Source organism: Mesorhizobium sp. M7A.F.Ca.CA.003.01.2.1, from assembly GCF_003998945.1.
In the GTDB taxonomy this organism is placed as follows: Bacteria; Pseudomonadota; Alphaproteobacteria; order Rhizobiales; family Rhizobiaceae; genus Mesorhizobium; species Mesorhizobium ciceri.
In genome coordinates, this window is sequence record NZ_RZRA01000009.1 from 1 (window position 1) to 22,739 (window position 22,739).

Annotated in this window: 19 protein-coding genes and 3 pseudogenes; 5 read left to right on the forward strand and 17 right to left on the reverse strand. The window is 57.5% G+C overall.

What is annotated here, in order from left to right; translation table 11 throughout:
- Together EN969_RS01175 and EN969_RS01180 are read left to right on the forward strand one after the other, a co-directional pair.
- Positions 1 to 2,074 (forward strand): prolyl oligopeptidase family serine peptidase (locus tag EN969_RS01175; RefSeq protein WP_164758123.1); only part of this gene is annotated, 2,074 nt, incomplete at its 5' end.
- Positions 2,075 to 2,112: 38 nt separating this feature from the next.
- Positions 2,113 to 2,811 (forward strand): OmpW family protein, encoded by a 699-nt coding sequence (locus EN969_RS01180; protein ID WP_063169295.1) that lies wholly within the window; start codon positions 2,113 to 2,115, stop codon positions 2,809 to 2,811.
- Positions 2,812 to 3,118: 307 nt separating this feature from the next.
- On the opposite strand, the gene EN969_RS01185 is transcribed toward EN969_RS01180, so the two are convergent.
- From EN969_RS01185 to EN969_RS01220, 8 genes and pseudogenes are all read right to left on the reverse strand, one after another.
- Positions 3,119 to 3,319 carry a hypothetical protein gene (locus tag EN969_RS01185; RefSeq protein WP_244514237.1) on the reverse strand — a complete coding sequence of 67 codons (201 nt, stop codon included), beginning with the start codon at positions 3,317 to 3,319 and terminating at the stop codon, positions 3,119 to 3,121.
- A gap of 905 nt (positions 3,320 to 4,224) precedes the next feature.
- Positions 4,225 to 4,880: pseudogene (locus EN969_RS01195) on the reverse strand (IS630 family transposase); the annotation flags it as partial.
- A 68-nt stretch (positions 4,881 to 4,948) separates the two neighbouring features.
- A pseudogene (locus EN969_RS01200) lies at positions 4,949 to 5,183 on the reverse strand (aldehyde dehydrogenase family protein); the annotation flags it as partial.
- Positions 5,184 to 5,491: 308 nt separating this feature from the next.
- Positions 5,492 to 5,740, reverse strand: coding sequence for an aminotransferase class III-fold pyridoxal phosphate-dependent enzyme (locus EN969_RS36560; protein WP_063169297.1), 249 nt, complete (start codon positions 5,738 to 5,740; stop codon positions 5,492 to 5,494).
- Positions 5,701 to 5,928 carry an aminotransferase class III-fold pyridoxal phosphate-dependent enzyme gene (locus EN969_RS36565; protein ID WP_263485461.1) on the reverse strand — a complete coding sequence of 76 codons (228 nt, stop codon included), beginning with the start codon at positions 5,926 to 5,928 and terminating at the stop codon, positions 5,701 to 5,703. The genes EN969_RS36560 and EN969_RS36565 overlap by 40 nt, the downstream gene beginning before the upstream one ends.
- Positions 5,929 to 6,149: 221 nt before the next feature.
- Positions 6,150 to 8,132, reverse strand: coding sequence for an argininosuccinate synthase-related protein (locus EN969_RS01210; protein ID WP_063169298.1), 1,983 nt, complete (start codon positions 8,130 to 8,132; stop codon positions 6,150 to 6,152).
- A complete protein-coding gene (locus EN969_RS01215; protein ID WP_082826572.1) occupies positions 8,129 to 9,073 on the reverse strand; it encodes a DMT family transporter in 945 nt (314 codons plus the stop codon). The genes EN969_RS01210 and EN969_RS01215 overlap by 4 nt, the downstream gene beginning before the upstream one ends.
- 657 nt (positions 9,074 to 9,730) lie before the next feature.
- Positions 9,731 to 9,949 (reverse strand): helix-turn-helix transcriptional regulator, encoded by a 219-nt coding sequence (locus EN969_RS01220; protein WP_029354714.1) that lies wholly within the window; start codon positions 9,947 to 9,949, stop codon positions 9,731 to 9,733.
- 109 nt (positions 9,950 to 10,058) lie between these two features.
- On the opposite strand from EN969_RS01220, the gene EN969_RS01225 reads away from it, so the two are divergent.
- Positions 10,059 to 10,325, forward strand: a complete 267-nt coding sequence (locus EN969_RS01225; RefSeq protein ID WP_063169299.1) for a DUF2285 domain-containing protein — start codon at positions 10,059 to 10,061, stop codon at positions 10,323 to 10,325.
- Between the two features lie 438 nt (positions 10,326 to 10,763).
- On the opposite strand, the gene EN969_RS01230 is transcribed toward EN969_RS01225, so the two are convergent.
- Positions 10,764 to 10,997, reverse strand: coding sequence for a helix-turn-helix transcriptional regulator (locus tag EN969_RS01230; protein ID WP_082826573.1), 234 nt, complete (start codon positions 10,995 to 10,997; stop codon positions 10,764 to 10,766).
- A 115-nt stretch (positions 10,998 to 11,112) separates the two neighbouring features.
- Between EN969_RS01230 and EN969_RS01235 the strand changes: the two genes are divergently transcribed.
- Both EN969_RS01235 and EN969_RS01240 read left to right on the forward strand, forming a co-directional pair.
- Entirely contained in the window at positions 11,113 to 11,394 is a 282-nt protein-coding gene (locus EN969_RS01235; protein WP_063169301.1) for a DUF2285 domain-containing protein, read from the forward strand.
- Positions 11,395 to 11,832: 438 nt separating this feature from the next.
- Positions 11,833 to 12,789: an IS481 family transposase gene (locus EN969_RS01240; RefSeq protein ID WP_063169302.1), complete on the forward strand. Its 957-nt coding sequence runs from the start codon at positions 11,833 to 11,835 to the stop codon at positions 12,787 to 12,789.
- A gap of 175 nt (positions 12,790 to 12,964) precedes the next feature.
- On the opposite strand, the gene EN969_RS01245 is transcribed toward EN969_RS01240, so the two are convergent.
- The 8 genes and pseudogenes from EN969_RS01245 to EN969_RS01280 all read right to left on the reverse strand — a co-directional run.
- Positions 12,965 to 13,702 carry a LuxR family transcriptional regulator gene (locus EN969_RS01245; protein ID WP_082826574.1) on the reverse strand — a complete coding sequence of 246 codons (738 nt, stop codon included), beginning with the start codon at positions 13,700 to 13,702 and terminating at the stop codon, positions 12,965 to 12,967.
- 870 nt (positions 13,703 to 14,572) lie between these two features.
- Entirely contained in the window at positions 14,573 to 15,979 is a 1,407-nt protein-coding gene (locus tag EN969_RS01250; protein WP_063169303.1) for an aminotransferase, read from the reverse strand.
- Between the two features lie 190 nt (positions 15,980 to 16,169).
- Positions 16,170 to 16,590: pseudogene (locus EN969_RS35760) on the reverse strand (transposase); the annotation flags it as partial.
- A gap of 483 nt (positions 16,591 to 17,073) precedes the next feature.
- On the reverse strand, positions 17,074 to 17,580 hold the full coding sequence (locus tag EN969_RS01255) for a TIR domain-containing protein (protein ID WP_063169304.1): 507 nt from the start codon (positions 17,578 to 17,580) through the stop codon (positions 17,074 to 17,076).
- Between the two features lie 9 nt (positions 17,581 to 17,589).
- The gene (locus EN969_RS01260) at positions 17,590 to 18,450 is read right to left on the reverse strand and encodes a DUF4231 domain-containing protein (RefSeq protein ID WP_063169305.1); all 861 of its coding nucleotides are present in this window, start codon (positions 18,448 to 18,450) and stop codon (positions 17,590 to 17,592) included.
- A 1,402-nt stretch (positions 18,451 to 19,852) separates the two neighbouring features.
- On the reverse strand, positions 19,853 to 20,350 hold the full coding sequence (locus EN969_RS01270) for an Lrp/AsnC family transcriptional regulator (RefSeq protein WP_063169306.1): 498 nt from the start codon (positions 20,348 to 20,350) through the stop codon (positions 19,853 to 19,855).
- Between the two features lie 493 nt (positions 20,351 to 20,843).
- Positions 20,844 to 22,367, reverse strand: coding sequence for a fumarate hydratase (locus EN969_RS01275; RefSeq protein ID WP_063169307.1), 1,524 nt, complete (start codon positions 22,365 to 22,367; stop codon positions 20,844 to 20,846).
- 27 nt (positions 22,368 to 22,394) lie between these two features.
- A partial coding sequence (locus tag EN969_RS01280; protein WP_127418969.1) for an aldehyde dehydrogenase family protein occupies positions 22,395 to 22,739 on the reverse strand: 345 nt, incomplete at its 5' end.

A 22,739-nucleotide genomic window follows, 5' to 3' on the forward strand; every position in this document is an offset into this window, starting at 1 on the left:
TGCCTGGGCCGCCGGCCAATCGGCAAGGACTCTGAAGCACTTCGGTGGAACGCAGTTCGAGCGCGACCGCGCGGCTCTGACAGCCATTTTCGACAATCGCGACAATCTTCCCCTGATCGCGCGCCGTAGTCAGTACCTCTACAATTACTGGCGAGATGACGGTAATCCACGCGGACTGTGGCGCCGGACCACCCTTGCCGCCTACATGAAGGCGGATCCCCAATGGGAGCTACTGCTCGATCTGGATGCTCTCGCGGCTAGCGACGGAGAGGACTGGATCTGGGACGGCGCGTCCATCGAGCCGGAGAGACGGGAAAGAGCCGTTCTGCGCCTGTCGCGCGGCGGCAGCGACGCGGTCGTGCATCGCGAATTCGACCTGATTTCTCTGAGCTTTGTCGCCGACGGCTTCAACCTCCCCGAGGCCAAAGGCTACGTTAATTGGCTGGACCCTGACACGCTTCTGCTTTCCAGTGCGCTTGGTAATGGCATGGCCACCCGCTCCGGCTATGCGCGCACAGTTCGACTGTGGAAGCGTGACGCGGATCCCCTCACCACGCCGGCAATCTTCGAGGCCGGGTTCGAAAGCTTCCAAGTGTCTGGTCATTCGGACCGCACCGGCCGCAGCGAGCGCCTTTGGTTCATCGAGCAGCCGGCCTTCTTCGAGAAGATCAGCTGGATCGGCGATAGGAGCGGGCCGAGGAGGCAGATCGATCTTCCTCGCGACGCGTCGTGGCGGGTCTTCGGCGACTGGCTGGCGGTAAGGCCGCGCAAGCCCTGGACGGTGGGAGGCACCACCCATCCCGCCGACGCGCTGATCGTCATCTCGCTTTCCACTTTCCTCGCCGGCGGACGCCGTTTTGAGACCCTGTTTCAACCAGGGGAAAGGCGCTCCATGCAGTCATTCTTCTGGAATGACGGGAAGCTCATTATCTCTTACCTCGTCAATCTCGCACCGCGTTTCGAGATGTTCACTCCCGGCCACCAGGAATGGACGCGCCGAGTCCTGAACACCCTGCCCGCCGAAGGTACTGTCGACGTCTGGTCATTCGATGCGGCAGTTCACGAGACCAATGGAGAGGTCCTGATCTGTGCTCAGGATCCGATCACGCCGCCGCAGCTCTTGCTGTTCGATCTGAATGCCGCGCCGTCTCTCAGCGCTTCAGCAATCCTGAAGCGCAGCCCGGAGAATTTCGATGCATCCGGACTGGTGGTCACGCGCCACGAGGCAGTCTCTATCGATCATGAGCTGATCCCCTATACGCAGGTTGGTCCGGCGAACGGGAACGGAGATGCTCCGATTCACCTTTCCGCTTATGGCGGGTTCGGCGTATCATTCCTGCCCTACTACAACTCCCCGCTGGGCAAGCTGTGGCTCGAGCGCGGTGGCACGTGTGTCGAGGCGAACATCCGCGGCGGCGGCGAGTTCGGCACCCGCTGGCACGAAGCCGGGCGCAGGGAGGGCAAGCGTCTCGCCCACGACGATTTCGCCGCCGTTGCCTCCGACCTCGTGCGAAGGGGCATCACCCTGCCGAGGCGGATTGCCGCCGAGGGTGGCTCAAATGGCGGCCTGCTGATCGCAAACATGCTGACCCGCTATCCTGAGCATTTCGGGGCTCTGTTCTGCACAGCACCGCTTATCGACATGCGTCGCTACACCAAGCTCTTGGCGGGCGCGAGCTGGATCGACGAATATGGCGATCCGGACAAGGTTCACGATTGGGCTTTCCTGAAGGAAATCTCCGCCTATCACGCCGCAGCGCCGGGACAGCCCTATCCGCCTATCCTGATCGCCACCACGAAACGCGACGACCGCGTCCATCCGGGCCATGCGCGCAAGATGGCCGCAAAACTGCAGGCTCTTGGCTATCCCGCTTACTTCTACGAGGCCAGCGCAGGCGGGCACGGCTGCGGCGAGGACAATCGGGAGCAAGCCGCATTCATCAGTCTAGGCACCAATTTTCTCCGCAGCGCAATCGGCTTCAACGATCACCCTCCGGAGACGGCGGAACGCGTTGCAACGCAAGAGGGGCATTTGAGGTCCATCAACAATTCATTCGAGCAGGAGACGAAATAGTGCAGTGCATCCTTTCTGAACATCAAGGAGTGAATCTCATGGCGAGAACGCGAATGGGCGTAGCGCGGGCAACAGCAGCGGCGGTGGCCCTGATCATGGTGGGACAGCAGGCCGTCGCCGCGGAGCCTGCGCAAGCAGAGACCGTCCTGGCGGAGACGGGAGCCTCGGTCACCGAAGCGCCAATCCCTTGGCAGGTCCGCCTGCGGGCGTTGGGCGTCGTTACGAAAGATCTGGGCTACGTTGATACGCTTCCCGGCTCCGGTCTTTCGTATTCGGACACGGTGACGCCGGAACTCGATATCTCGTATTTCTTCACCGACAACATCGCCGCCGAACTCATACTCGGTACCACTTATGCCAACATCGCGGGCCAAGGGACGATCGGAGGGTTGGGCAACATCGGCAAAGTTTGGCTGCTGCCGCCGACACTCACGTTGCAGTACCATTTTACCGATCTCGGCGCGTTCAAGCCTTATGTCGGCGCCGGCGTGAACTACACGATCTTCTACAACCAGGACACTGGCAGCGCTGATGCTCTCAAGGTGAAGAACACGTTCGGCACGGCGCTGCAGGTCGGATTCGACTACATGGTGGACCAGCACTGGGGCCTCAACTTCGACGTGAAGAAGCTTTTCCTGAAGCCGGACTTCGACGTCACGGTGACCGGCGCGAAGCTGACGGGGAAGGCGGAGCTCGATCCCTGGCTGATAGGCGCAGGTGTCACCTACCGCTTTTGAATATCAGAGTGAAGTCTGCTTCCCGACTGCCGGTTTAAATGAAGGGCGCCTCGCGCGCCCTTTTTTACGGTCGACACTGCAGCGCAAGACCTCATGAAGCTATTGTCGGGCGGGGTTCTCTTCCGGCGGACCAAGAAGATGCACTGGCCAACCGGCCTTGCGCCTGAGGTGGAGTGCTTAGAAGCGCTTTGGATCGGGACGGGCTTTGGTATTGTGGGTGGAATGCTTCAGCCAGACCATTTGCCAGCATCGTCTCCCGGACGTCATGTGTGAGCTTCTTTGTCAGCGCAAGGCGAACACGGATCTCCTAGCAGGCCGTTGAAGAAGTGTCCCGTTTGGCCTTGAGGATTGCCTCGTCGCCGTTGTGATAGAAGGTGATGTCGATGGAGCCGTCGTCGAGCAGTTCAGCATGGCCGTCGCCTGTGACCTCGTCCATTTCGTCGAATCCGACCCATGTGAAGAAGACCGTCGACGGGCCGTAGCCGAGTTCGAGGGTTAGATGAGCCAAACGCCAGTGGGGCGTCCTGGGGACGACGCGCGCGAGATTCTGGTCGTGGTGGCCAGCCCAATACGATGTGAGAAGTTGCTGCCGGTGCGGGTACCGGAGGTCGCCGATAGTGACAGCCGATGTTCGACAGCGGCAAGGACATGCTCAGCCGTCAACGCGCCGAGGGCTTGGCCGGGAATGGTGGTGATGGAACCAATCCAGAAAGCGGCGGCTGCCCAGGAGAACGCCTTCGCGGGACTTTGACTCCAGTCCGCACACCCTGCTCAGATAGTCCGAAAAAGAGGTCAGAAGCGGAGCATCCGGATTATTATCTACACTGGGAACAGAAGCATGGAAGCGTTCTGGAGCCACTCGCCGCGCGTTTACCAGTGCCGACACTGCTCCAAGCTGACTATCTGCCATGACCACCTGCCGAACGTAGTCCGTTGATGCCACCGGTACCCTTCGCGGTCTGCTCCAGCGGGAAGATCGGGTCTGATCGACCCTGCTGACCTGTGCGGCGGCCTCTCTCGCTAGGGCGTCCCCCTTCCTGTCGTCCTCCTCCGCCGCTTTCGGCTGCTTTCGGCCCGCCGCCCTCGCCAAGGCGTCGTAGTCGGTAAGCGCGTCCTCCGTCTCCTTTAGGGGCTTCATCGCGTGACTAGAGTTTAGCGCGTGTTTGTAGGCGGCGGACCGAATGGTCGTCGAAATGCCACTCAGCGCCACCGCAAGATGCCCTAGGGCTTCCGCCTCATGATCTGACAGCGGCACGTCACGATTAGAGCCGATTGCCCTGCCTTCTTCCAGTTTCACAATGTTTGTAGTCATTTCCTGCTCCATCGCGTTGACTGAGATACGATGGAGACGGAAGTGGAGAACAAATTTTTACAAGCAACTAAGATGATATTCTCGTCAACGGGACAATAGTGGACGTTGAGGGCGGCGAACAGGGTGGTGGTGCCGTTGCGCTTGTAGTCGTGCCTCATCGTACCGAGCCGCCCCTTCTTCATCGGCAGGCCGGGTGGGTGCGGTCGAGCGCCGGATCTGGCTCTTTTCATCGACCGACAGAACGATGGCATGGGCCGGCGCATCGAGATAGAGGCCGACGACGGCGCGCAACTTGTCGACGAACTTCGGATCATTGGAGAGCTTGAACCTGGCGCCAGCGGTGGGGTGCGAGACCATGCGCCTTCCAGATGCGCCTGACGGCGCTGGCGCTGATTGCGGCGGCTTGCGCCATCATGTCGGCGGTCCAGTGGGTCCTCTCGCCCGGCGGATCGGCAAGCGTCAGTGCCACGACGCGCTCGCCGACATCGGGACCGAGCGGCGGAATGCGCCACTGTCGCGTCTTGTCGCGCAGCAGCCCGTCACAGCCTTCCGCGGCAAAGCGCTCCTGCCAGCGCCAGACGTCGGTCTTCGACTTGCCGATGCGGCGCATGACCTCGCCGGTGCCGACGCCGTCGGCGGGCAAAAGCACTATCTCGGCGCGCCAGACATGCTTTTGCGGGGCGTTGCGATCCCTGATCAGCGCCGTCAGACGGACGCGATCGGCCGACGAAACGGTGAACGATCTTCCTGTGCGCATGCGCCAGACTCGCACGCGCAGGCCAGAAAGGGAATCTCTGATTGGACTCCTATGTCAGGCGGGAACCACTAGACGCCGAGACCGCCGATGCAGACATGTTTGGTGTCGAGATAATCCACGATGCCCTGGAGGCCGCCTTCCTTGCCGAGGCCCGATTCCTTGACGCCGCGGAACGGCACCTCCGGCGTGGTGATCAGGCCTTCATTGACGCCGGTACTTCAGTCCTTCCATCACGCGGAAGGCGCGACCGAGATCGCCGGTGTAGAAGTAGGCCGCGAGGCCGAACTCGGTGTCGTTGGCGAGCGGCGTGCCCGACCTGAGACATGGGTGACGTTTTGTACCGGACACGGATGAAGTGCACCCCTCGGGTGAGCGTTTGCTCGATAATATCCACTGAAGTGAAGCAGTCGGTCTTAATGCTGGAACTCATGCCACCCGACCGACCCGGGAATTCGCAGCAGCGGCGCCGTCGAGTGCAGAACGAATGCCGTCAACCAAGGGGTCGATCTCGCTTTCGGTGATTATATAGGGCGGACAGATTCCAAGCACTTCTCCCATATTGCGGATCATGACGCCGTGCTCGCGGCACCGCCGCTCGACATCGCCGATCCTCAGCTCGGGCGCGAAGACGCGACGGGCGCACGATCCTCGACGATCTGAACCCCCGCGATGAAGCCGCGGCCGCGGGCTTCACCGACAAGCGGATGGTCGCCGAGCGCGTCCGCGAGGGCTCCATGCAAGTGATCGCCGAGACGACGCGCCTGGGTCACGAAATCGATCTCGCTGTAGATCCTGATCGCCTCGGCGGCGACGGCCGCTATCACCGGATGACCGGAGTAGGTGAAACCGTGACCGAACACGCCGACCTTGTGGGCCTCGTCAGCGGCGCATTGATAAATCTTGTCGAGATAATGACGCCGCCAATGGGCAGGTGACCGGATGAAAGCCCCCCGGCGATCGAGAGCATGTCCGGTTCCATCCCAAATGTCTGGCTACCAAACCAGTTCCCGGTGCCTCCGAAGCCGCAGACCACCTCGTCGGACAGCATGAGGATAATTTCTCACTTTCTTGCGAAGATCGGGGGTGTCCACGGTCATTCGTATTACGCGAGATCCGCGAGGCCAAAAACCATCATACCAGAGAGGCGAAACTGCTATCTAGGTGTTTAGATGCAAGAAATTAATCCTGCATTGTTCCCGCACCAGGAACACCCGAGAGGATACCAAGCAGTATTGAACCTTGTTGAAAATGCTCTCGGCGCGCTGGGCGTTATAATTTCTCGAAGGCGATCACAAGGACGTCGCGATAAGCGTACGGCATTTTCAGGTTTTCGGCCACAATCGACGATACATCGTGAAAGGTTTCGCGGTCGTTGCAGATCACAAAATCATTCGGGGAGTTCATTTCGACCTCGCCGAGGAACTCCTTTGAGGCGTCGGTGATCATGCTCATGCCGCCGGTGACGTTGACCCGCCCAATCATATAGCAAGCAATGAAGTCCACCCCGTCCTGGTGAAGGCCCTCGGGTGCCGGTTTGCCATTTACACCATCGCGCGCGACAATCCGGTAGGGATGGATCTTGATATTCCAACGATCATGTCGGGCGGCTTCACATAGAATTCTGCAGAAACCTGTCAGAATCTTTTCTAAGACGGGATGGTCTATAAAGGAGTTTTCAAGGGGCTCGAAGTGGCGCTTGAAGCCGCCATTCAGATGATTGACACTTTTTGATTGTTCGTAGGGGGCGTGGGGTAGGAGCCTAAAGATTCCGTCAGTCGCGTCATATTCAAAAGCGCTATAGCGCCGGTAACGATATGTTCCGCCGTCACGCATGTATTCATCGAGAAGAAGTCGATTCCAATGGTCAGCAAAGTTCTTCCAGGCTGCATCAATTTCGATGCCAAAGCAGGCTTCGGCGCGCTCGCCTTTTGAAAACCACCATCCATTTGTCACCAGACCGTCAGTGCATTGTTGACTGAGGTTGGCCGGCGCCTGGGGTGCGTTGTTTTCCACGGGTGTCTCCCTTTTGGTGACTTGGCGAGGACGGAACGCTTTGGACAACGCTATGTGGGTTGCGGCTTGGTATTCCCAAAGGTCGCGGTCCCTAATGTATCTCGGCGTCCTGGCTCGGATCGACCGAGGTAAAAAGCGTGTGTGATCGACTATGTAGCTGACGCTCCCGCTAACGCCCTCGAGGGCGGATGCAATGGCCCGTTCGCACATCTGGTGAATAGTACTGCCCCATGCACCTGAAACCGCCTCTTGGGACCAGGCTTGCTCAAGCCCTTGCTTCAAAACGATTGATGCCACGTCAAGAGAAGCGGTTTCGAGGTGACGCAGCGCGTCGAAGATAATGGCCGCGGCAGGGGCCTCGCGGACTTCGAGAACCTTTTGGCCGGTTGTGATGTGTTCAAGCCCGACAAAGCGGCCGTGCCCGAATTTGCCGACCGTGTTATTCAGGAACGGGATTGCGTCGACCAATGCAACATCACGGTCATCAATTGACACGAGACTTCCGTCTGCAAACCCGAGTTTGATCTCTACCGGCTGCTCTGCGGGAATGTGGCGCGTCCAAGCAAATGCCTCCTCGGGGATGGAAAAGTTCTCGGGATCTTCCAAAGGCCCCGACTCGAATTCCCGACACCAGAGGTTTTCGTCCGCGCTCCACGTGCGGTCCGCCACAAAAGTCGCTCCACACTTGGACAGGTCGGAGGTCTTCTGTTGTCGGGATATCACAGAGCATTCATACGGACTGCCGAAGTTGCCGGAAAATCCTGAGCGCTTAATGCTATTGTTAAGGCGCGGAAGACTGTTTTGAGAAAGGTTTGCTGTATGAAGAACCAGCCGTGAGTTGATTGACCTAGCATGATTAACAACCAAAGATGCGATTATGGGACGGCTCAACGAACTGCTCAACGGATAGATGCCAAGGTACTTGGCGTGGGCTCGAATGGCTGATTTCACGCCTTGTTCGACAAAGGCATCCCGCCCTTCGAGGCAGACAAAGCGCGCGCCGAACATGGCTGCCGTCCGTTCCAACAAAGGCTGATCGATGCGCGTTCCGACATCCGCTGCGACAGCTTCAATGTTCGCAAAGCCAAGGCTTTGCAGCTTGTAGAGAAGATAGGTGCTGTCGAGACCGCCGCTGAACATGGTTGCAACTGGTGCGGTTCGGTCCGGAAAAGCCTCCAGATCTTCAAAACTCGAAATGCCGCCGATGGCGGGTTTGGTGGAAGCCAAGATGGGGTTCATTTGGATGTCCTGCTCTCAAACCAGATGCCAGCAAACGTCGCAGCGAGGACGAGGCCTGCGCCTATCAAGCTCGGTACTGTCAAAGGCTCATTCAGAAGAAGGTGCGCTAGAACGAAACCAAAAAAAGGTTCTGTTCCCATCAAGAAGCCAACCCGTGTCGGTGTGGATTTTCTCACTGCGGCATTTTGAATGTAGAATGCAGCGAGGGTGCAGAAGAGTGCAAGGAAGGCAACAGCGCCCCAAAACTGAAGGGTGGCCCTCACAACAAGGCCTGAAATTCCGAACTGAGCGACGGCCAAAACGAAAGTAAGTGTTGCCACCGTCGATCCTTGGATGGCCGTCAGGGCTGCAGATGAAATCTGCCGGCCGGCCAGAAGGCGTTTGGTGGAAACGACCATAACCGCTCGCAGAATCGCGGCCCCCAAGACAAGCGCGTCACCCGGGCTGAACCTGCTGATCCCGCCAGTGAGAATGCCGACACCGATGCACGCTATGGCAGCACTTGCCAAAATGCCCGTAGGTGGAAGTCGCCGTGATAGCCCATAGTCGATGCTCGGCGTGAAAATCACACAAAGCGATATGATCAAGGCCGTGTTCATTGCGCTTGTCGATGCAACGCCGTAAGTTTCAGCAATAAAGATGCAAAAAAGTATTGTTCCCAATGCGAAGCCGCGGATGAAATCGCCCCAGGAGACCAATGCGATCTCATGTCTTGCAGCCACTGCCGTAATGATCGTAGTAATCAGGAAGCGATAAAGAACAAGTATCGAAACCGGCGCGTAGAACAGTGCGCCTTTCCCGACCGGATAGCTCGCCCCCCAAACGAATGCGACTCCCAGCAAGGCTAGATCCACCGAGAAAGATGGCGTCCGTGTTTTCCTGACAGGTATTGGAGAACTTTCGAAAACGTCCACCTTCAAAGTTTCCTTTGTGTTAGCCATCCACCCCTGCTGCGAGGGTCAAACAGATCAGGTCGTTCAGCCTCTTGGGCGATCCGTGCCGCGGCGTACTTGTTTTTGGTAACGCAAGTGCCGTGCCGATTCGGAAAACCATTGCTAGACAACAACCTGGTCGCCTTGATAGTTCGGCGGTTCATGTCCATTGTTGTCAGAATGCCGACAATGACTTCAACTGCAGGGATCCTACCGGCAGGGCCTCAAGGCGAACACGCGGCTCCAAGATGCCGACACGATGGCTGGTTCAGCCATGCTTCGACAGTTGCCTGTTTTTTCAGTTCCTTTGCTGTTCGTGCGCTAACCGCAACGCTCCATACTAGTCTCGCGTGGCTGTCCCCGTGGGGTGGGCGGCAGAAAGCGATTAGGCCCGCTGAAAGAGGCGAACCGCATCCGAAGGATCGTAACCAAGAGAAGGACCTGAAGCGAGAGCGAAGGTTGCGGGAGGCCGCGGCGGGCCTAAAAGGCAATGCCGACCGCCCCAGGAAAGGCTGACAAAAACCGCAGCGGCCGACTGTCCAATAGGGTGCGCCGGGCCAGGGCGAGCCAAATGGCAGGGGCTGCCGGGGGACCCTAAGAAAAGCCTGGGTTCACGAGCACCCGGCGCGCGCCATCAGGCGGCCAGCTACTTGGAGGGCGGGTGTATCATGCCTGTTTGTCGGGCCGAACCAGATCCATGTGGCTGACGCCGAGGGCCAATGCCAGTTCATAGATCGTGATAATTGTCGGATTTCTTCGGCCTTTCTCCAAGCCGCTGATGTACTGCTGACTGAACCCGGAAATCTCCGCAAGCTGCTCCTGCGTCAGGCGCTTCCTTTGCCTGATCCTCTGCACATTCCGTCCGACCAACTTGCGCATATCCATGCACGCAAGCCAGCGGATCAGGCGGCTTGAGTTTATCAACTATAATATGTAATCCACATTTAGCAGGCACAGGGCTTCGCGGGTCCATTGGCCGGAGATAGAATTAGCGATGTTGCAGCCCAGATCGAACACGCCGTTCGCCGACGAGGTCCCCTGGTCGGACCGCATTACAGCCTACGACAAGGACCACTTTACAACCTATATGAGGCTCCTGGACGCCTCGGCCGACAACGCCACTGAAGAGGAAATGGCCAAAGTGATCCTCGGCATTGATCCGGCACGCGAACCTGAGCGCGCACGCAACGTTCTTCGCAGTCATCTCGACCGTGCAAACTGGGTGGTGACGAGCGGCTACAAGGATTTGTTCGCCAGTTGACGAAATGGGCGGTGCGGTCGCTTCGCTTCAAGCAACGAAGTCGCGCAACCGCCATGCATCGACGTATCACCACAGCGCGGATGGCCCAGCGCTTCGCTGTCTCATCATTTTGTCCTCCGCTCGCCAATGGCTGCTTCCCAGGAATGGGTGCGGCGGCGAATCATGACAGGAACGGGTCCGCCGTCTGAGCCGCACCGCATCCGAAGGGCCGGATGGACAACCTACTGAAAGCTCACAGCTGGCTAAGGGTTGCGGGACGCCGCGGCGGGCCTAGAAGGATGCGGCGCCACCTGCTGAGAAAGGCACAAAACAGAGCGAATTGCGAGAGTCTAACGACGCGCTAGGAGGCGCAGCGGAATGGTCGAGACGCCAGAGCCAAGAAAATCGGGGCTCGACCCACCGGCACACGGCACGCGCGGTGATGGGCGCGGGCGCCCACTACGTGCGCAGGCTCAACAGAATCTCACACGGATCAGCATCGAGGGCCGCAGTTACGTCGAGAAACTCAATGACATCGAGACGCCGTTCGCCACCCTCATATTTCGCCACGAAAGATTGCGGACGACCAAGCTTCTCAGCCACCTGCGCCTGCGTCAGCCCTTTGACATTGCGCAGTGAGATCAACTGGGCCAGAAACCGCTGGTGGCGGGGAGATCGAAGAGATTTGGGCATTTAGGTGAACCGGCAGGTAGAGACCGGCTCAGCGACTAATCCCCGTTTCGGATTATCCCATTTTGGGATATTCTGCCTTGGATCCAGCGATCAACATGCGAGGTTCGCGGCAGACATGAATCAATCAACGGGAACAGATAGGACTCAAAGCTCAACACTGCTCGACGAAGTCCCTTGGTCTGACCGTCTTACCGCCTACGACAGGGCGCACTTTACCATCTATATGAGGCTCCTGGACGCCTCAGCCGATGAGGCGCCCGAAGAGGAAATGGCCCAACTGATCCTCGGCATTGATCCGGCACTTGAACCGGAGCGCGCCAGGAAGGCGCTTCGTAGTCATCTCGACCGTGCGAACTGGATGGTGACGAGCGGCTACAAGGAATTGTTCGCCAGCTGACAAATTCGCAGTGCTCGGTCATAGAAGCGTTCCTGTGCCATTGGTCAGGCTGATCGGGGCCTGCACCACAGACGCGCCGGCAAAATGGACCCGGTGGCGAGCACAATTCAGTTCCCAGGAAATCGGGGTTTGGCAACTGTCCGAGCGTCTGACGTGATAGAAGGTTCCGCTCTGTCTGGATGGGTATTAGCCCGGAGCAGCACTCCATATCGTACCGGCGCTCGACGAAGGGTCCACCTCTTCGCTTTCAAGCCGCATAACCGATAGCCATCGCCCTAAGTCAAGGGTTAGAGATTACCGGCAGGCAGGTATGCAAGCGGGCCATCCTCGGAAACTATATAACCGCACGACTAGCTGTGAGCTTTCGGGAGGTTGTCCATTCGGACCGGACCGGGGAGACTGGAGTTACCAAGCTTCAGCACTCACCGGAGGGTCCGAATGAACATCCATAAGAATGCCCGTCTCACACCGCTGCGTCGAGAGGAGATGGCGCTGTCGGTGATAGAAGGCGCTTTCTCCAAAGCCCATGCGGCGCGTGTCTACGGCGTGTCGGCCAAGATCGTGGCGCGCTGGGTCGAGCGCTACAAGTCCGAAGGGCGGGCCGGCATGATCGACCGTTCCTCGCGGCCCGCCAATATGCCGCAGGCCACCGCTGCGTTGATCGCCGAGCGCATCATGGCGCTGCGGCGGCAACGTTGGACCGGCAAGCACATCGCCCATGAGGTCGGCGTCTCGCCCGCCACCGTTAGCCGGGTTCTCAAGCGTGCCGGACTGTCGCGGTTGCGGGATATCGAACCGGCCGAGCCGATCCGACGCTACGAGCGCGAGCATCCTGGCGAGATGATCCATATCGATATCAAGAAGCTCGGTCGTTTCGAGCGCATCGGTCATCGCATTACCGGCAAGCGCACCGGCAATGCCAGCTCGCGCGGCAGCAGTTGGGAGTTCGTCCATGTCTGCATCGACGACGCCTCCCGCATCGCCTTCTCGCAGATCCTGCCCGACGAGAAAAAAGAAAGCGCCATCGCCTTCCTCAAGGCGGCGGTGGCCTACTACGCCAGCCTCGGCGTCACGATAGCCCGCGTCATGACCGACAACGGCTCCTGCTACAGATCAAAGGCCTTCGCCAAGGCCTGCCGCGATCTCGGCCTCAAGCACGTCAGGACAAGACCCTATACACCCAAGACCAATGGCAAGGCCGAGCGCTTCATCCAGACAGCACTGCGCGAATGGGCTTATGCCATCGCTTATCCGACTTCAGATCACCGCGCCGCAGAGTTGCCGGTCTGGCTGCACAGATACAATTGGCACCGTCCCCACGGGAGCCTAAAGTCCAAAACACCTATCAGTCGCCTCGCTCTAACCGAGGACAACCTGTTGAGGCTCCACAACTAGCTCGTCAGCGACGACACACCCGCTCGAGCACCCATAGACTATGATCACCGGCGCGGACTGGAAGAATACGGCTGCATCGCCCGAGCCGGCGGAACAGAAGATCTCGGCATCCAGTCAACGCTCGATACAAAGCGCGCGATCGAATGGCCCGAGCACAAGGGGATCAAAAAGCTTCTCAGACAATTGAGGACCCTTCGGACCCCAAAAGGGCTATAGCCTGATTTTGGGTTCGCACGCCTAGCTTCTTCTTGGCATTGTCCAAATGAAAAGCGATCGTGCGTGGCTTGATACCCAAGATGCGGCCGGTCACCCAGGCTGAATTACCCCGCGCTGCCCACCTCAGGCACTCATATTCGCGGGATGTCAGCGAAACCCCATCCACTGTTCGATCGCTCGGCAATTTGCGGCGAACGCAACGATGAAAGCAGGCCGCCATCAGTTGAAGAGCTTGTTCGTACCGCTCAGCGACCCGAAGAAATACTGGACGAGGCTCATCGGCGGCAAAAGTAACCGCAGCGATGCGGCCGCGGAGATCGACAATTGGGATCGTCAAACCGCAGCAGATGCTGAATTGAGCCGCCTCATCGAATAGCTGCTGTTGAGCCGGCGACATTTTATCGCCTCCCAAATTCGATCCCCAGTGAAACGGGCAGCCGCCATTTCGAGCACGCAAGACCACAGGATCGAGTTTCTCATACTGATTTTCCAGATACTGTCTGGTCCAGCGGGGTGGATAGTTTGAAATTAACCTCGGTTTGCCGGAAGGCCGTGCTGGCAAGGAGAGGTAGGCAAAGAAGATTAGGTCAAGTCGTCCGGCCGCCTCAGCCATGGCATCCCGGAAATCTGCCTCATCGATACTCTGTGACAGTCTTTCAAGGAATGTCTCGAAAACAAGTGGCATGTGCCTCGTCATCGTCGCGCTCGATTCTTCCTCTTTCTGCACGCCTTCCGGCTGCGTCGTGTATGTCCCGACAAACGTGATTGAATTCGCGGGCGTCGCTGGGCTGACCGGGCTCCAGAATGCTGCCACACTTTCGATCTTCGTCGGTCATCCCAATCATGCTGGGCTCACCCGATGGGCGTCTGGCAGACGCCTCATGATCTCAACAGCTCAATCAGAGAATCTCCATGCATTAAATCATGACCGCCCCTGCACCGACCAAATCAGGAGAAATCATCCTGCGCTGACCAAAAGCCATCATTGACCCCAGCTTTTGCAGGAATTTGGGTCGGCATTAGCATAACAATTCGGATAGCCGCTCATCCCCCACCCGGGGCGCCGTGATCCGCAAAGAAGTGTTGCGATGCTTTCTTTTCTTTGATAGGCAAATCGTCTCAACAATATTAAAATGCCTTTCCTTGTGAACGGGGTGGCGTGTGAGTATCGTCCTTCTATATACCTGACGTGATAAAATTCACCGCAATGATTATGGCCCGCTGCAATGATGTAAAGGGCACGTCTAAGCTCAATCTGCATCGGAACGTGCAGATGACCTTTACCAGACCCTCGATCCCGCACGGGCCATAATGATACTGATTACGTGGGTCAAAAAGGGCGCCCTGCCGGCGGGGAGGTACACCCGCAGGGCGCGCCGCACAGAGGTCCTGGTCGTTGGGCAACAGGACAGCGGCGGCAGAACTGATTCGGTTACAAATCGTGACTGAAATAGCCCGGAGCATGCTCAAGATCAGATATCTGGAATTCAACAGTTTTGGGTCTGCTCGGCGCAGTAGCGCGCAGGGACATGCCTGCCTCCGGACTCGCTCCTTCGCGATCGCAAAATCATACGGCACCCTCGGCCTTCAGCGCGCGATAGGTGGTATCGACCGACTTTACCGTCGCGTCGACAATGATGTCGATCTCTTTTCGGGTAATGATCAGGGGGGGGGCATAACCGAGGATGTCGCCATGCGGCATGGCCCGTCCGATGACACCATTCTCAAACAGAGCAGCTGCAGTGCGCACCCCGACCTGAAGGTCGGGTTCGAATGGTATCCTTTGTTTTGGGTCCCGCATCATCTCTACGGCCGACAGGATACCCACTCCGCGAACTTCACCAACGATGGGATGTCCCGCCAGCTCGGCCTTCATCCGGTCTTGCCAATACGGTCCAACATCGCGGACATGCTCCAGAATATTTTTTTCTTTAAGCAGTCGAATATTGGCGAGCGCGGCTGCGGCACAAAGCGTGTGCCCCGAATATGTCCAGCCGTGGCCGAGTGCGCCGTGCTTCTCAGTTCCTTGTTCCAAAACCGACCAGACACGGTCGCCAATGATTGACCCGGAGATGGGGAGGTAGGCGGAACTCAAACCCTTTGCGATGGTCACGAAATCCGGACGCATGTTATACAGGTGGGAACCGAACTTCTCGCCGGTTCGCGCGAAGCCACAGACCACTTCATCCGCGATTAGAAGGATATCGTATTTGTCGAGCACCGCTTGAATGGACGTCCAGTACCCTTTGGGGGGCGGCACAATACCTCCTGTCCCAAGTACCGGCTCTCCGATAAAAGCTGCAACCGTTTCCGGTCCTTCGGCCAGGATCAAGGCTTCAAGCTCATCGGCACAGCGCCGGGAGAACGCTTCCTCGCTCTCCTCGACACGCGCCTGGCGGTAATAGTGCGGCGTGGTTGTATGGCGCACCAAATCCAGAGGCAGGTCGAAGAAATTGTGAAAGAAGGGAAGGCCAGTTAGGCTACCCGTGACCAATCCAGACCCGTGATAGCCGCGATTTCGCGAGATGATCTTTTTCTTTTCGGGCCGGCCAAGAATGTTATTATAGTACCAGACCAGCTTGATGTTGGTTTCGTTGGCATCGGAACCGGAGAGGCCGAAATAGACCCTTCGCATGTTCTGACCGAAATACTCGACCACGGCCTCTGCCAACAGGGCGACCGGCTCCGTACCTTGGCTGGCATAGACGTGCGCGAACGGCAATTCGTGTGCTTGCCTGGCAATGGCCTCGGCGATCTCCGTGCATCCATATCCCATGTTGACGCAGTAGAGTCCTCCGAAACCGTCGAGGCTCCTTCGGCCTTCGGTGTCCCAGATATAGACGCCTTCCGCACCGGCCATAATCCTATTTGGCGTTTCGCCTCGGCTGTGCTTGGCCAGATGCGTAGAAGGATGGAAGACGAAGCTTCTATCCTTCTCCCGGAGTTGCTCGGTTCCCAGATTGCTCAAGCGCATGTCCCTCTCCTCGCGATAAATTGGCGGAGGGCACTCGGCCAGCCACCTGTTTAGCAAATAGCATACCGGAAACGTCCCTTGAGTTTCTCGGGAATGCAGGTTATTCGCCGTGAAATTCGCGGGATCGGCCCGAATTGCCGTGAAAACTAAGGCGTCACCTTCGCCTTAGCCGAGGGTCGGGGGCGCGTCCTGCAAACACGAACAGCTTACGACGCGCATGCGCCCAGCATAGTGCCCGATTAGCGGGCGATATTGACGGATGAATAGCGCTCGGGACGCTGTTCCCGCCGGCCGCGCGAGGCACGATAGAGCGCCGGCGGCCATGTTCCGCCGAACTGCCGGTCATCCCTTACATTCTGACGGTCCGGATCGGTCTTGCCCTTCCCAAGGGTGGTAATGAGGTGATCAGGGGCAAAGCACATTCGCCTCGATCAGCAGGCAGCGGGTTCCGTGCCGCGGCACAGGCTCCAACCTGGTTGGCCAGCGCTGAGAGGCTGAGGTCGTGCCCTCGCGCATATTGATAGCTTTGGCGGTGCGGCGGCTGGTGCTCGGCAGACTTCTCGAAGGAGCATAGCCAGAAGGTTCGGCCCGGCAAAGACGCGCGGCGAGAGCTCCTTGCCATTGACATCTTGATTCGCAGCCGACCAGCGCCGCCAAGTTCTATCGTCAGCGTGTTGCCTTTCTTGCGATCGCAAATTCGTGGTTGCTGCGCAGGGCGAGCCGAGCTGCGGCTCGCAGGAGGGGGCGAGCCGACAGAATTGCGCGGCCTGAAAAGCTGCCTCCATCAATGCTGGCCGCTCGTGCAGTCTCGAAACGCTGGATCAAGCCTCAAACATCGAACAGCCGCTCCTTTTCCTCGCGAAACCAGCGCCCTCGCGCGACATGATCTTGTCTGACGATCCGACGCTTCGAGCGGGGCTCCTCTAATAGGTTGCACATGACCTGCAGCTTTCAGCCAAACTCAGCAAATCGGACGTCGTGCTCTTCTTATCATCGCTCGGCAAGCTCGGAACACGCTGGCGGACGTTGCTAAGGCTAGTCGCCGCCAGCGGATGGCGAGGATGTTTGGGCGGCTAAGTGCTTTTAGGTGGCGATTATAAGCCGAGATCGCGATAGGTGCTTTCGCCATAGCTCCTGGCGCCATCGCCACGCTGAGCGTTTGAAAGCCGATGAAATTCGCTCGGCCAATTGGCTAGCGCGTGCTTGATGGCCTTCATCTTGAACGGCACGTGCACAACACATTTGTCCCTGATGATAGGCGGACAGCTCACATCTTGTTGCCGCGAGCCGTTAAGGTTTGCTGCGATTATCGGCAGACCTAGATCAAGAGCCAATTCCATTTCCCAGCGCACGAAGCGAAAAAGGTTTTTCGTCTTCTCACCGATCAGGACAAGTACCTGGCTCGATCCATTCATTCTGTTGCGAAGATTGCGTTTAACATAATCTTCGTCCTGTGCTCGGCTCGTCATATTGTCCAGATCGTGAGCGTTCGCGAATTCAAAACTCACATTCTCGCTGGCGTTCCACCCTTTCATAAAGCGGTATGCCCAAGCGTCTTCATCGCCGTCAAATATTACATAGGTCGGATCGCTGTATGCCATTGTTGTCTCTTAGTTGTTTTGACGAGCAACCCACTGGGTGTGCTCCCGTGAGAAAGCCAGTTCGGCTTCGTTCACCGCGGCGGAGAATGCCTCATCCGAGTTGGCGTCCGTAATAAGGTCGGCAGTCAAGCCGATCTCGTGAGCTGTCAACGTGTAAGCCGATGCCAATTCGTTAAATTTCTTGATCTGGGTCCACCCAATAAGGGAGGCGGCGATGACAATTAGCGGCTCGGTCGGCCAGCCTGGCATCGCGGGGTCAGCGATGCGTACTACGATGAACGAGAATCCCAGAGCGTATGCAAAAATACCAAGGCCCATCCAGACTTTCGCGGACCTCTTGTTCGAGCGCGCCTTCTTCTCGTACCACTTCCGTTGGTCGCAGATTCGTCTCTGCAGATATAGGTCTTTTCTTTCTTTTAGCGGGGAGTCCCTTATCGACATCATCTGGTCGGTTGTTTGGGGGGATGCTGAATCGGTGCCGCTCAACGCGCTACCAAGGTGACGATTGCTATCAAGGATACCTTCCATGAGCTTTCGAAAATCAGCTCTGGCGTCAGCGGCGCGCGCGTCATCGAACGGCTGTGCTCGCATCGCGAAGCGCCAAGTCAATGTCTTCACCGACTCTGCCAGAGCTCGAGCCTGATACCAGACCTGCTCGGGCTTTGTGACCGACCGGAAAATGAGGACTCCCATTGAGCAAAGAAATACCGCAGCATAGACACCGAAATAGGCTTTTGATGGCGACAAGTCCAAAGAGAGCACCGACGCTAAAAAAAGAAGAACGTACTCTGCCCGGATCAGGCGCAGAAACGTCGCCTGCTGCTCGTTGGATGCCACGTCGGCGCTATTATAGAGTCCAGGATATTTCATTTTTGAAGCACACCAGTCTATTTTGTGGCGGTAAATTTTTTAAGCCAGGATTTGGCAAACGTGAGGTTAGCAGTCGAGCTTACAGAGCCTATTCTTGAGCGAGGCGCGGTCCCTCTGTTCATAAACAGGAATGCAGGTCCTGTCCCATCAATGTAAGGGTATAGGCCCAAAAATTCTTGCCCGGAGAATGTTTCCGAAGAATTTTTTGCCACGGGCAGAACCGCTACCGCGGTCCGAAACCCATCGAAAAAGCCAAGCTCCCAAGGCATCCATCTGGATCCTGGAGAATTGTTTGAATGCACATAGATTAGCGTCTTTGACTGCCTCATACGGGTCCGCAGCAACTCGGCGGTGGCCGAGGAGACTTTTGTGCGGTCCAGTTGTGAATCTTCGACCCAATCTACGTAAGCAGTGAACCCAAGCTCCTCGAAAATTCGCTTCACACCGAGAACGATCTCTGCGTCCTTGAAAGAATGTGACAGAAAAACGTCGAATGACGATCTGGCTGTAGCTGCGGCCGTCTCTTCCTTTAGAACGATCGATGCGGCTCTATGTCCTCGACTGGCATTCGCAACTCTTTTCAGCTCTGCCTCGGTCAGTAGCACTATTCAAATCCCCCCATGATCTGTTCGCAATCTATGAACTTGACGCCCATTCGATTAAGCGACCCTTGTCTTGTGAAAACTGGCACCATGCTCTCCAGCCGGTAGCGCAACCTCCACCTTCTCAAAGACCACGTCGGGTGGCAGGAGTGACCGGCCTTGTCACCCACCTACGCGATCCCGGCACAGCCATGCTCCTCGCTTAGAAGGCTGCGGAGACCAGCAATGTCAAACAGGACAGACGATCTCCTAATCTCGAACAGCAACGAACTTAGGACGTAAAAACGCGATCTCCGAATGTCCGCAGGCGTCGAGGGCCGGGTTGGTCGCCAAGGCCGAGCGGGCCAGCTTGCACTCCCGCTACCCGTCGGCTTGCCAAACCCTCGCTGTAGATTTCGCCCCCTACACGGATGCGCTGACCGCGACTAAGCTCAATCGCCACTGATCGCCAATCCAGGGCGAAAGTTCCCCCCTTGAAGTAGCGGTAGAGGCATTTTTCGGCACTTCGCATCTTAGATATGGACGCCTCCTCAACCAGGCACGATCCGGTTTGGCTTCTCGCCGTAACCGTGCTGGGCAAGTGCGTCCGATGGCTGCTTCGATCCTCTCCTGGAATAGATCGGTTCCAGATTGCTCAAGCGCATCGTCCTTGCTCGCGATCAACTGGCGGATAGCGCTCGGCCACCTTTTTCCAGCAATTAGTATACCGCAAATGTCCCTTGAGTTTCGTCGGAATGGGTGCCTTTTGCCGACGAATCTACGGGATCCGTGCCAAACGCCGTTGAAACTTAGCTTTTGGGTTACCGTTGCCTCAGGGCGGACAAAGGTATCGGTGAATTGGACTTCACTGGTTTCGTGACGACAAGGCTATAGTATTGATCAATCCCCAAGCCTGCCTGCAGCAGTCCCTCCATGAAATCCTGATAGGCGGCCATAGAACGAGATGCGACCCGCATCAGATAATCCACGCGCCCCCCAATTGCCCAGCAGTCCAGGATTTCCGGAATGTCTTGGATAGCAGTTTCGAAGTGTCGTTGGTCCTCAAGACGATGACGATCCAGCACGACCTCCACCATCACAAAGATCATGCCGCCGATGAGGGCAGGACTCAGCCGCGCATAAAATCCCTCAATAATCCCCGCGGCCTTGAGTGCTCGGAGCCGCTCCGAACAGGCGGACGCCGAAAGATGAACTCGTTTTGCAAGCTCACTTTTTGAAATCCGACCGTCTGCCTGAATTTCGGAGAGGATCCGCAGGTCCCAACTGTCGAGTTGCACGGGATCGGGTTTCGACTTCATAACCTATGCTCTCAGCGATGACATCGCGTTGTGTGCCGATCAATTCTATCATCAATTGAAACGAGCGAATGTAGCAGTGGAAGGCATCCGTTCCAGGCCCGAGATGTGCCAGAATGGGGTACGAAAATCAGCTGAGGGTGAGCGATCCGCTGAGAAAAGCTGCAGAAGTAATTTGGCTATCGCCCCAACGCCCAACGGGGCAATGGTGCAGCTGGAGAGAATAGTCGGCGGCGGCGGAGACCATGATAAATAGATAACCGATTTTCTTGAATCTCGCTGCCGTACTTGATAGACGCGCGACTGCATTCGACCCTCGATCGCATGGACGGCATACTCAATGCAGTATTCACTCGCACATTCAACTATTAGGGTGAATTGAAGGCCTTGCTTGGCCGGCTCGCCGAGGCGCAGGGCACCGCAAATGCCGCTCGTCTTATGGCTTGCCCGATAATTTGGCGCTCGGGTCTGGCCGAAATCGCCCAACCGGAAAGACTCAAACACCGATGTTGCGTGCGATGCTGTCGGCTGCCATACGCTTACGCCACTCAAGAGGCCCGGAATTGTGAATGGAGTTTCCCTCAACATCGACAGCCATGACGACGGGCATGTCCTGCACATCGAATTCATAGATGGCTTCCATGCCCAGGTCTTCAAAGGCGACAATCCGCGCCGCCTTAATCGACTTTGAAATCAGGTACGCAGCGCCACCCACTGCAGCAAGGTATGGCGTTCTGTGTCTTACAATCGACGCGATGGCCGCCGGTCCCCTCTCCGCTTTGCCCACCATCGCGAAAAGGCCGGTTTCGGCGAGCACCTTGTCCGTAAAATCGTCCAAGCGGCTGGAGGTTGTTGGACCGGCGGGTCCAACGACTTCATTCCTCACTGCCCGGACGGGACCGACGTAGTAGATCACGCGGCCCCTCAGATCGACTGGGAGCGGCTTGCCGGCATCAATCAGTTCGACCATTCGTTTGTGGGCAGCGTCACGGCCCGTCAGCATCTTTCCAGAAAGCAGGAGCGTTTCACCGCAGCGCCACGATGCCGTCTCTTCCTTCGTAAGCGTATCTAAATTGACCCGCCGGACGCCGGCTGGGTTCAATTCGTCGGCTCCGATGTCGGGCCATTCGCGCAAATCGGGCGGCTGGAGGCTGATGGGTCCAGAGCCGTCCAAAGTAAACTTCAGGTGCCGGTTGGCGGCGCATTGCGGGATGAGCGCCACAGGCTTGGACGCTGCATGAGTAGGATAGGTCGCAACCTTGACGTCAACGACTGTCGTCAGACCACCAAGGCCTTGGGCGCCGATACCAAGCGCGTTGATCCGCTCATAAAGCTCAATCCGCAGCCCCTCTTCTGCGCTTGACGCCCCCCTTGCGATCAGTTCCGCCATATCTATGGGCTCGTTCATGGCCTCCTTGGCCAGCAGCATCGCCTTTTCAGCGCTACCACCGATGCCGACAGAGATCAGTCCAGGTGGACACCACCCGCTGCCAAGGGTCGAAACGGTATTGACCACCCAGTCGGAAACGGAGGCGGTGGGATTGAGGGTGGTAAAACGTGCCTTGTTCTCCGACCCGCCGCCTTTCGCGGCGATGGTGATCTCAATCTGGTTACCTTGCACCAGGTCGACATGGACAACTGCCGGTGTGTTGTCGCGGGTGTTGACCCGTCTAGCGAGGGGATCCGCAACGATCGATGCCCGAAGGGGATTGTCCGGATCGAGATAGGCTTGACGTACGCCCTCATTCACAAGATCCGCGAAACTGGCTGTTGACTTAATGCGGGCATCCATGCCGACCTTTGCGAAGACAACCACAAGTCCGGTGTCCTGACAAATCGGGCGCCGCCCAAAGGCCGCCATGCGGGAGTTCAGCAGAATCTGACCTATGGCATTCTTCGCCGACGGGCTCTGTTCTCGCGTGTATGCGTGAGAAAGAGACCGGATATAATCTGGAGGATGATAGTACGAGATGTACTGAAGGGCGTCGGCGACGCTCCTTGTGATGTCGCTACCGGCCATGGTCCGTGTTCTGTTTCCCACCGGATTTTATCCAAATGAACCGAGGCCATTGACCATTTTCAGAATCTGGAAGCTTCGCACCCCCTGCTCGCCGCCTTCATATCCATAGCCGCTTTGTTTGACTCCTCCATAAGGGGCATCAGCGGAAACCCCTTTCAGGTAATTCACACTAACAGCGCCCGCAGAAAGACCGCCCACAAGCCTCTGTTGCGTATCGGCCGCGCCAGTAAACAAGTAGGCGGCCAGACCGTACTCCGTGGCGTTGGCTTCATCGATCGCCTCTTCGATCGTATCGAAAGGAGCCACGGTGAGAATTGGTCCGAACGGCTCTTCATGAAGCACTCTCGCTTCCTTCGGTACGCCAGTCAGGAT

Coding starts and splice junctions, on each gene's coding strand:
- EN969_RS01260 (WP_063169305.1), bottom strand. CDS start 18,450: ATGAAATATCCTGGACTCTATAATAGCGCCGACGTGGCATCCAACGAG.
- EN969_RS01255 (WP_063169304.1), bottom strand. CDS start 17,580: ATGGCATACAGCGATCCGACCTATGTAATATTTGACGGCGATGAAGAC.
- EN969_RS01210 (WP_063169298.1), bottom strand. CDS start 8,132: ATGAACCCCATCTTGGCTTCCACCAAACCCGCCATCGGCGGCATTTCG.
- EN969_RS01240 (WP_063169302.1), top strand. CDS start 11,833: ATGAACATCCATAAGAATGCCCGTCTCACACCGCTGCGTCGAGAGGAG.
- EN969_RS01270 (WP_063169306.1), bottom strand. CDS start 20,350: ATGAAGTCGAAACCCGATCCCGTGCAACTCGACAGTTGGGACCTGCGG.
- EN969_RS01220 (WP_029354714.1), bottom strand. CDS start 9,949: ATGGATATGCGCAAGTTGGTCGGACGGAATGTGCAGAGGATCAGGCAA.
- EN969_RS01215 (WP_082826572.1), bottom strand. CDS start 9,073: ATGGCTAACACAAAGGAAACTTTGAAGGTGGACGTTTTCGAAAGTTCT.
- EN969_RS01235 (WP_063169301.1), top strand. CDS start 11,113: ATGAATCAATCAACGGGAACAGATAGGACTCAAAGCTCAACACTGCTC.
- EN969_RS01180 (WP_063169295.1), top strand. CDS start 2,113: ATGGCGAGAACGCGAATGGGCGTAGCGCGGGCAACAGCAGCGGCGGTG.
- EN969_RS01225 (WP_063169299.1), top strand. CDS start 10,059: ATGTTGCAGCCCAGATCGAACACGCCGTTCGCCGACGAGGTCCCCTGG.
- EN969_RS01245 (WP_082826574.1), bottom strand. CDS start 13,702: ATGACGAGGCACATGCCACTTGTTTTCGAGACATTCCTTGAAAGACTG.
- EN969_RS01230 (WP_082826573.1), bottom strand. CDS start 10,997: ATGCCCAAATCTCTTCGATCTCCCCGCCACCAGCGGTTTCTGGCCCAG.
- EN969_RS01275 (WP_063169307.1), bottom strand. CDS start 22,367: ATGGCCGGTAGCGACATCACAAGGAGCGTCGCCGACGCCCTTCAGTAC.
- EN969_RS36565 (WP_263485461.1), bottom strand. CDS start 5,928: ATGCTGTCCGACGAGGTGGTCTGCGGCTTCGGAGGCACCGGGAACTGG.
- EN969_RS01250 (WP_063169303.1), bottom strand. CDS start 15,979: ATGCGCTTGAGCAATCTGGGAACCGAGCAACTCCGGGAGAAGGATAGA.